The following is a 9,538-nucleotide window of genomic DNA, read 5'->3' on the forward strand; positions in this document are numbered from 1 at the left end:
CCTGAACAGCGTGCTGTTTTTCTAGAAAATATTGCCGATGAACTTGATGCATTGGGTACAGATTTTCTTGAAATCGTTTCACAGGAAACCGCTTTGCCACTTGCACGCTTACAAGGTGAACGTGCCCGTACCAGTGGGCAAATGCGCCTGTTTGCCAAAGTGTTACGCCGTGGTGACTTTTTAGGTGCCCGTATTGATACCGCTTTACCTGAGCGTCAGCCTTTACCTCGCCCAGACCTGCGCCAGATTAAAATCGGTGTTGGCCCTGTGGCAGTTTTTGGGGCAAGTAACTTTCCTTTAGCATTCTCAACTGCGGGTGGTGACACTGCTTCGGCACTAGCGGCTGGATGTTCGGTGATAGTAAAAGCCCATAGTGGACATATGGCCACAGCAGACTTTGTAGCACAGGCTATTGAACGTGCCGTAGAAAAATCAAATATGCCTAAAGGTGTATTTAACATGATTTATGGTAATGGCGTAGGTGAACCACTGATTAAGCATCCTTTAATTCAGGCTGTGGGTTTTACAGGTTCATTGCGTGGTGGTCGCGCTTTATGTGACATGGCCGCAGCCCGTCCACAACTGATTCCTGTATTTGCTGAAATGAGCAGTATTAACCCGATGTTGATGTTGCCTGAAGCCTTAAAAAACCGTGGTGACAAAATTGCACAGGACTTGGCAGATTCAGTGGTTCTAGGCTGTGGTCAGTTCTGTACCAATCCGGGTTTAATCTTGGGTATTAAATCGGTCGAATTTAGCCAGCTCATTAGCAACCTAACCGACATTATGTGGGCTAAGCCTGCACAAACTATGCTCAATGCCGGAACCTTAAAAAGTTATACCGCTGGTCTTGAGCACTTAACCCAGCATCAAGGCATTAAGCATTTGGCAGGTCAAACTCAACAAGGCAATCAGGCTCAGCCGCAACTGTTTAAAGCTGATGTTGAGCTTTTACTGGCGGGTGACCAGCTTTTACAGGAAGAAATTTTTGGGCCAACCACAGTCATTATTGAAGTTGAAGATAAAGCCCAACTCATTCAGGCGCTACAAAGCATGAATGGTCAACTGACTGCGACTTTAATTGCCGATGAAGCTGACTTAACCGAGTTTGCAGATGTAGTGCCAGTTTTAGAGGAAAAAGCCGGTCGATTACTCATAAATGGCTACCCAACGGGTGTAGAAGTGTGTGATGCGATGGTACACGGCGGGCCATACCCAGCCACTTCAGATGCAAGAGGCACCTCAGTTGGAACCTTGGCCATTGACCGTTACTTAAGACCTGTGTGTTACCAAAACTATCCGCAAAGTTTATTGCCGGAAGCCTTAAAAGACAGCAACCCATTGCAGATTTTAAGACTGGTGAATGGTGAGATGACTAGAGAAGCGATCTAAAAAATAAAAAGAGACCATCACGTGGTCTCTTTTTTATCGATATTCAAATCTTACGTATAGGATATAAATTGCCAAATCAACTTGGTTTGTAATTGATATTTTTTAAAAATAAATCAACAGCATATTCAACCCAAGTACTAATTTCATTCTCTGATATTAAATAATCAGGATGTGTCAAACATTTTAGATGAGCATCACTTCTTAATAGCGATAAAAATATATTCGCAGCAACTTCTGAAGAAGAGCTTAATTCAATTTCGCCCTGTTTAACGGATTTTTCTAGATATCCTGCAATGATATTTGCTAGACGCTGTGGACCCAATTCAAAGAATTTTTCAGATAACTCAGGGAATCTTACCGCTTCTGCAATACAAACCCTAAAAAAAGCCAATCCTGAATGCGACAATATAAAACACAGATAGGTTTTCCCTATCTCGGTTAAAGCTGACCGTAAATTTTCAGCTTTCGTCTCGACTAAAATAATTTGCTCTTGCATGTTCCTGCATTGACGTTCAATCACCGCAGCGAACATCGCTTCTTTATTTTTATAGCACCCATACATCGTTGCTTTTGAAACACCCGCTTCCTTTTGAATCATGTCTGTCGTTGTTCCACTAAAACCGTGAATCAAAAAAAACTTGGTTGCTGCATCCAGAATTTTTTGATCTTTTTCATGAGCTTTAGTTGAAACTGACATATTGACCTTATAAAAATTTTAGCGATTTCATTCTAAGTGTAACTCATCGAAAAGTTCAAAATCGAGAATTGACGGAAATTTAATTAGAGAGTAGAGTACCGATCGGTACAGTACAGTAAATATCTGCTCCATGCAATGAATGGATGTTTAAGATTTAAGGTAAAAAATGAATACAAAGCCACTCATCGGTTTAGCAGGTGCAATATTTGCTGCAATGACTGTTGAATTTAATAACCGAATCACCAGCATTACCTTAGTCGACATTCGTGGCGCGATGGGAATTAGTGTTGACTCTGGTTATTGGGTCAACAGTATTTACGCGAGCGCCATGATTATTGGCATGATTCTGTCTACTAGTTGGGCGGTCATTTTTTCTATGCGCAGAGTTCTGCTTTTTGCCATAGGACTTTGTCTCTTTTCTAGCGTTTTAATTCCTTTTAGTCCAAATATCGAAATCTTTTACTTATTGCGAGGCTTACAAGGTCTTGCCAATGGTCTAACCATTCCTTTGCTCATGGCCTGTGCGCTTAGATTTTTAGGACCTGACATTCGGCTATGGGGTCTCGCCTGCTACGCATTAACTGCAACATTCTTTCCTAACCTAAGTGCTGCACTCTCTGCTTTTTATTTAGATGTGATTGGCTGGAAAATGATATTTTTCCAAACCATTCCTTTTTGTGCGCTAAGTGCTGCACTAGTGTACTTTGGGATTCCCCAAGATCCATTGAATTATTCAAGAATAAAAACTTACGATTGGATGGGTGCCATTTTAGCGATTATTAGCTTAGCCAGCCTGAGCACCATGTTGTTGCATGGCAACCATTTAGACTGGTTCCATTCTCAATTAATTTGTGTATTAGCCTTAATTAGTGCAATTACTTTACCTTGGTTTTTCATACATGAATGGCGTTATCCGTCACCACTCATTAAACCGCAAATGCTCGAAATCAGAAATTTTGCTTATGCTGTTTTCGCACTCTTTTGCTTTGTCATTATTGGTATGTCGACCAGCACATTACCCCTCAATTACTTAAGTGCAGTGCATGGCTATAAACCTACTCAGACCATGTGGATTGGCTTACAAATTGCGGCATTGCAATTTATCTATATTCCTATTGTTGTGAAGCTTTTAAATCAAGCTTGGGTGGATAGCCGATATGTACACGGGTTTGGCTTACTTCTGGTCATCGCGGGTTGCCTAGGTGCAAGTCAACTTGATACTACATGGAATCAAGATCAATTTTATTTTTGGCATGCAATCTCATGTTTGGGACAAACCTGTGTCGTGCTCTCGCTCTTAATGATGGGAACAAACAGCGTTCACCCAACCATGGCAATTTATGCATCACCAATGATTAATACTCCGCGTGCGATTAGCGGTGTACTGGGTGTATGTATTTTGGATTGGATCAATCGAGTGCGCGGTGAATACCATTCAACACGGCTGATTGAAAACACCGCCCAACATGTTTTCCAAAATATTCAAGGTCCTGTCATTAATCCACTTACTCCCCCTGTGCTTAACGCAAATGGTGCAGATCGTGTTTCAGGTGGTTTATCTGCCCTAAATTCTGCGATTCAAGCGCAACAATCTGTTTTAGTTATTAGCGATCAATATCTCATCTTAGCTGGCCTTACCGCTATTTTGTTCATCGTGATGTTGATTTTGCCAGTTCGAACTTATCCGCCACGTATTGCTCTCATTAAGTTAATGAATAGTCATAACTCAGGAAAATCTTTATGAGTACTCTCGAAGCCCAAGATACTACCCACACCGAACCACCTAAGTTAACAAAGGTGCAATATCTCAAAAAGCATTGGGTTATGGTTATTGCGTTCATTATTGTCTTAGCATCTATTTTATGGATTTTAAAACTTATATTTTTACCTTCTTCGATTATTGAAACAGATGATGCGCGTGTGGATGTAGAGTACTCAACCATTGCCCCTAAAGTATCTGGCAATATTGAAGAAATTTATATTAAAGATCATCAGACCGTAAAAAAAGGCCAACTTTTAGCAAGGATTGATGCACGTGATTATCAAGCTGCTTTAGCTGAAGCTGAATCGAATTATGCAAAAGCACAAGCTGACGTGAGTGAAGCGATGCTCGCAGTTGATAGACAACCCACTGTTATTCGAGAAACCGAAGCACAGCTGAGAAAAGTAGAAGCTGGAATCAAACTCACAAAAGATAATACGGCGCGTTATGAGCAACTACAGGCACTTGGGGCCGAGTCCAGATTAATTACACAGCAATCTAAGACGACTTTGACTGAACAATATGCCGACTTAGACAGCAGTAAAGAAAAAGTGATTGATGCACAGTATCAACTCAACCAATACAAGATTCAGGTACAAGCCAAACAAGCTGCTCTTAAGCAAGCACAAGCGGCACTTGATAAAGCAAAACTGAATTTGAGTTATACAGAAGTTCGTGCACCTATTGATGGCATGATTGGTCAAAAGTCAGCTAACGTAGGTAACTTTGTGAGTGCTGGTAATCCACTCATGGTGGTTGTACCTTTAAACCAAGTCTATGTAGAAGCCAACTTCCGTGAAATTGAGTTAAAACAAATAAAAATTGGACAACCTGTTAATGTCTATGTAGATGCTTATAATGTTGAGCTAAAAGGTGTGGTAGACAGTTTTTCACCATCGACTGGCGCATTTTTCTCGCCAATTTCAGCAACAAATGCGACGGGTAACTTTACTAAAATTGTTCAGCGTCTACCTTTACGCATAAAACTTCTTGAGAACCAGCCGGATATTAAGTTGTTGCGTCCTGGTCTATCTGTTGTAGTTTCTGTGGATACCACTAAATAAACGGAATCAACTGAGCACTTAAAAACTTTAAATGAGCCTCATTGTTAGTCTTACACCTAATGAGGCTTCATCAAATTCAATACCAAATTTGGCTCGTATTTTACCCTTCTACCTTTTTATCCTTACTACTTGAATAGATAAAGTACAAAGCGATCCCTAAGCAAATTAGCGCTCCTAATCGATACAGTGAAAAAGGAAGCATCTCATTGCCGAACCAACCAAAGTTATCAATCAATATGCTCATTAAAAGTTGCCCAAAAATCACAGCCACAGTGGCAACCGCAGCTCCGATTCTTTGTACAGCCAGTACCATAATGACAATATAAGGTACGCCACACTTGGCACCTAATAACTGCCATTTAGGAACATCTAGTAACGTTAAAGTTTGTTTGGGTTCAAAGTAAAAAATAAGGAGAGCCGTAATTAGAGCACCGACCGAGAAAGTCAAAAAAGCACTACGAAATACACCAACTTTCGCTCCAAGTTGACCATTAATTGCGGCCTGTACACTCAGCAAAGCACCGCCAATGACGGCGAGAAGAATCATTAAAATTGTCATGGCTATCTCCTACGCTTTTGCCACAAGTACAAGTGCGACAACAATAAAGATGAGTACTACTACCCGTTTACGGTCTACTTTCCGATGTGGAGTTCCCAGTAAACCATAGTGATCGATAATCAGACTTTTAGATACCTGTCCCGCTAAAATGCCAATCATGGTCATTGCAATGCCAATAATTGGAGTGGTAATGGTCAAAATAATGACGTAAGCAGGGCCAAGAACACCACCCAGCAATTGCCAAGATGGAAGTGTAAAAAATGAGGGGCTATTCCTTGGGCTAAAAAACAACATGAGTAAAAAAGTAAGTGCTGCACCCACACCAAAAATACTAAAAGTAGCCCACAACTCACCTACTTCCTTTCCTAACGGTCCTAGAAGCCCTGCTTCGACCGATAGCCCCATTCCCCCTAAAATGGTTAGGAGTAATAATAGAATTTGCATCTACATTGCCTCATCTGTATCTAAGCAACGAATACTAAGGTAGCCAATTCATCAGAAAAACAGCATAATTCATGAATCACTTTTGCAGAAACTGCACAAATGGATTTAATAAATTCGATTGATATCCGCACGCTTCGCTTCTTTATTAGTGTTTACAATGCTCAAAACTTCTCAAATGTAGCACGTAAAGAAGATGTGTCTGCTTCCATGATTTCTCGCACCATCCAACAACTTGAAGATGCGTTGGGACAACAACTTTTCTACCGAAATACGCGAGCAATCACACCGACCGAATCGGGCAAATTATTTTTTGAGTACGCGAACAAAATTACCGAACAATTTGATGAAGCTCAAAAGGCTTTACAAGATAAAACCATAGAGCCATCGGGACTCGTCCGAATCAATGCACCAGTGTTTTTTGGTCAACGGCATATTGCGCCATGGTTGGCGGGTTTATCAGAGCGTTATCCAAGGCTTCTAATAGAACTAATTCAAACCGATGAATTTATAGACCCATTGCGCGAAAGCACAGATTTAATATTTCGTATTGGAGCACTGACTGATTCATCATTTCATGCCCGTATTTTTGGTACACAAAAATATCATTTGGCAGCATCTCCTCAGTATGTTGCCAAATACAGTACGCCTGATCATCCGACAGAACTTAATCAGCATAAATGCCTAGTCTATAAAGGTTTTGAAGGTCCTAACCGGTGGTTAGTAAGAAAGCCCAATGAAGAATGGGTACATTATCCAATTACTCCATTGCTGTCTTCAAACAATGCCGAGAGTTTAATGACAGCCGCGCTTCATGGCATGGGGATTGTTTTATTTCCTGATTGGCTAATTGGCGAAGCTTTAAAACAAGGTGATTTAATAAAGCTTTTACCTGAATATGAAGTCGCGATTAAATCACACCCCCAGCATATCGCAGCCATTTATCCCAATGTCCGTCATCCACCGCTAAACATTAGAGCAGTGATAGATTATTTCGCAGAAATCTATGGAGACACACCGTATTGGCAGAATTAAATTTTTCTTTTAATCATCATTTGTAAAGACAAAAATACCTGATTGCAGCAATCAAATAAACTCTGAAATCAGGGATCACCGTTAGATACTAATTAATCGCTATCTCATAATGAAAATTGTCGGCCAAACCATAAGACTCACGGTATTCGACCGCTATACCTTCAAGATTTTTTGCAATACGGCATACCTTCACTAAAGGGTCTTCAAGGTGATTATTTAAATAGCTATCTTTGATATTTTTCTCAAAAGTTAACCGTTCTGTTGCAGAAGAAATAAATTGGCCGCAGTGCTGATAATAAAAAGGATAAAGTAAATTCCCAAACTCAGCGATTGGAATTTCTTCCAGATTTTTAAATAAGCGTTCAGGCAGCCAGATTCTTTCGCTTAACACAACGACGTCTTCATGCTTACGGACACGCTCAATATAAAGCAACTTTTCGGTGTGCTCAAGTCCCAACTCGGCATTTACTTTCGGTATTGCGTCACACACTTCTACTTTTTTGATTTGTCCTTGTGGCTGAATGAACTCGCCTTTTTTATTACGTAATCTAAAAAAACGAATGAGTGAATTTTCAAAATTAGGTTGTTTGAGGAAAGTTCCTTTTCCTTGCTGTTTAACTAATAAGCCGTCTTCAACCAGTCCTTCAACCGCTTTTCTCACGGTTCCTACCGATACGCTATACATTTGCGCAAGTTCTTGTTCACTTGGAATAGGCTCTTCGACTGTCCATTTTGACTGGATCAGTAGTTTTTGAAGTTCCCAACGGACCTTTTCATATCTTGGCAATTTAAAATTTTTAAATGCAGTCTCATCAAGCATTTGCGTTAAACATTATGAAATCGATTTGACAATATTAGCATAGTTCTGTGTAATACAAAAAAGCAAACATATATATGTTTAGATGTTTATATATTTATCAAGGAAGATAATATGACTGCATTGATGCTGATGGCTTTAGCCGTATCGATAGGTTTAGGTTATAAAACAAAAATCAATATTGGATTTTTTACGATAGCGTTTGCCTACCTGATTGGTTGCTTTGGCATGAGTCTTAAACCTTCCGAAGTTATTGAATTATGGCCTGTCAAAATTTTCTTTATTATTTTATCTGTCACTCTGTTTTATAACTTTGCTTTGGCAAATGGCGCTTTAGAAAAACTTGCCAGCCATCTCTTATATAAATGCCGTAAGTTTCCTCAGTTTTTACCTTTAGCGATTTTTTTCGCAGCAACCATTATTGCTGGCCTAGGTGCTGGTTTTTATACGGTACTTGCCTTTATGGCACCGATTACACTGCTGCTGTGTAAAAAAACCAATATGAATATGGTTATTGGCGGGATGGCAGCAAATTACGGTGCTCTAGCTGGCGCAAATTTTATGACATCGCAAAGTGGCATTATTTTCCGAAGCTTAATGGAAAATACTGGCATTAGCTCACAAACAGCTTTTTCATATAGCAGTGGAATTTTTGTCTTAACTTTAATTATTCCAACTGCGGTGTTGGGAATTTATACCCTCTGGAATAGAAAAAGTAATTCGATTGTGATTGAAGATCAAAAGCCTGAGCCATTCGATAAAAAACAGAAACAATCTATCTTCCTTATTGTTTTAATGATGTCGATTGTGAACCGTACCGGGTTTGTCGGAGACCACTTTTCTTGAGAGAATGTCCCGATGAAAAAAGTAAAATACACCCCTGAAATCAGAGATAGAGCGGTTCAATTATTGATTGAATCCGAAAAAGATTATCCATCGAATTGGGCTGCGATCACAGCAATTGCGCCTAAGATTGGTTGTACTCCTGAAACACTTCGTGTTTGGTATCAAAAATATTTAGATAAACAAAATCCAGTTAAAGTACAGCAGCTTTCAGACCAAGAACGTATCAAACAACTCGAACGCGAAAATAAAGAACTGCAACGCGCCAATGAGATTCTACGTAAAGCAGCCGCTTTTTTCGCCCAGGCGGAGCTCGACCGCCCACACAAATAATGGTGGATTTTATCCATAACAATAAAGATCGATATGGTGTTGATGCGATTTGTAGGATTTTACCGATCGCAGCTTCAACCTATTACCGAACTTTAGATCTCGCTGACAATCCAGAACATCGAGCGAAACGAGATCTACATGATGAGCATCATGCTGAACAAATTCAACGAATTTGGAAAGAAAGTTCAGGTCGATATGGTGTGCGTAAGGTCTGGCAACAATTGAAACGTGAAGGTTATGTTATCGCACGTTGTACAGTTGCTCGATTGATGCAGAAGGTAGGTATACAAGGTGTTTGGCGTGGTAAGAATAAACAAACCACCCGTAGCCGAGATGACCAAAAACGGGCAGATGATTTAGTGAAACGTAATTTTAATGCTGATCATCCAAACCAACTATGGGTGGGTGACTTTACCTATATTCAAACTCATTCAGGCTGGGTCTATACCGCCTTTATTATTGATGTGTTCTCACGAGCAATTGTTGGATGGAAAGTATCTACACGGATGAATACAGATATGGTGCTCGATGCATTGGAGCAAGCATTGCACGATCGAGGCATGCCAAAGAATGTGATTCATCATTCCGATAGAGG

8 protein-coding genes, 2 pseudogenes and 1 other annotated feature are annotated in these 9,538 nt (G+C 40.1%); of the genes and pseudogenes, 6 read left to right on the forward strand and 4 right to left on the reverse strand.

Annotated features, from left to right (window positions below; all coding sequences use genetic code 11):
* On the forward strand, nucleotides 1-1,392 hold a 1,392-nt coding region (locus J582_RS23740), incomplete at its 5' end, for an aldehyde dehydrogenase (NADP(+)) (RefSeq protein ID WP_032048748.1).
* Nucleotides 1,393-1,468: 76 nt separating this feature from the next.
* Here J582_RS23740 and J582_RS23745 read toward each other — a convergent pair.
* Nucleotides 1,469-2,089: a TetR/AcrR family transcriptional regulator gene (locus J582_RS23745; RefSeq protein WP_032048749.1), complete on the reverse strand. Its 621-nt coding sequence runs from the start codon at nucleotides 2,087-2,089 to the stop codon at nucleotides 1,469-1,471.
* A gap of 166 nt (nucleotides 2,090-2,255) precedes the next feature.
* Between J582_RS23745 and J582_RS23750 the strand changes: the two genes are divergently transcribed.
* Both J582_RS23750 and J582_RS23755 read left to right on the forward strand, forming a co-directional pair.
* Entirely contained in the window at nucleotides 2,256-3,833 is a 1,578-nt protein-coding gene (locus J582_RS23750) for an MFS transporter (RefSeq protein WP_032006231.1), read from the forward strand.
* Nucleotides 3,830-4,915 (forward strand): HlyD family secretion protein, encoded by a 1,086-nt coding sequence (locus J582_RS23755; RefSeq protein ID WP_032048750.1) that lies wholly within the window; start codon nucleotides 3,830-3,832, stop codon nucleotides 4,913-4,915. Before J582_RS23750 ends, J582_RS23755 begins: the two co-directional genes overlap by 4 nt.
* 100 nt (nucleotides 4,916-5,015) lie before the next feature.
* Here J582_RS23755 and J582_RS23760 read toward each other — a convergent pair whose 3' ends face one another.
* Entirely contained in the window at nucleotides 5,016-5,474 is a 459-nt protein-coding gene (locus J582_RS23760; RefSeq protein ID WP_032048751.1) for a DMT family transporter, read from the reverse strand.
* A gap of 9 nt (nucleotides 5,475-5,483) precedes the next feature.
* Entirely contained in the window at nucleotides 5,484-5,918 is a 435-nt protein-coding gene (locus tag J582_RS23765) for a DMT family transporter (protein ID WP_032048752.1), read from the reverse strand.
* A 99-nt stretch (nucleotides 5,919-6,017) separates the two neighbouring features.
* Between J582_RS23765 and J582_RS23770 the strand changes: the two genes are divergently transcribed.
* Nucleotides 6,018-6,950, forward strand: coding sequence for a LysR family transcriptional regulator (locus J582_RS23770; protein WP_032048753.1), 933 nt, complete (start codon nucleotides 6,018-6,020; stop codon nucleotides 6,948-6,950).
* A gap of 88 nt (nucleotides 6,951-7,038) precedes the next feature.
* Here J582_RS23770 and J582_RS23775 read toward each other — a convergent pair whose 3' ends face one another.
* Nucleotides 7,039-7,770, reverse strand: coding sequence for a GntR family transcriptional regulator (locus tag J582_RS23775; RefSeq protein WP_032048754.1), 732 nt, complete (start codon nucleotides 7,768-7,770; stop codon nucleotides 7,039-7,041).
* Nucleotides 7,771-7,881: 111 nt separating this feature from the next.
* Between J582_RS23775 and J582_RS23780 the strand changes: the two are divergent.
* Together J582_RS23780 and J582_RS23790 are read left to right on the forward strand one after the other, a co-directional pair.
* Nucleotides 7,882-8,577 (forward strand): annotated as a pseudogene (locus tag J582_RS23780) (SLC13 family permease); the annotation flags it as partial.
* 48 nt (nucleotides 8,578-8,625) lie between these two features.
* Nucleotides 8,626-9,538, forward strand: a pseudogene (locus J582_RS23790) (IS3 family transposase); the annotation flags it as partial.
* Nucleotides 8,901-9,017 (forward strand) — a sequence feature (AL1L pseudoknot). It overlaps the preceding pseudogene by 117 nt.

It is taken from the genome of Acinetobacter sp. 1566109, from assembly GCF_000582255.1.
GTDB classification, from domain to species: Bacteria; Pseudomonadota; Gammaproteobacteria; order Pseudomonadales; family Moraxellaceae; genus Acinetobacter; species Acinetobacter nosocomialis.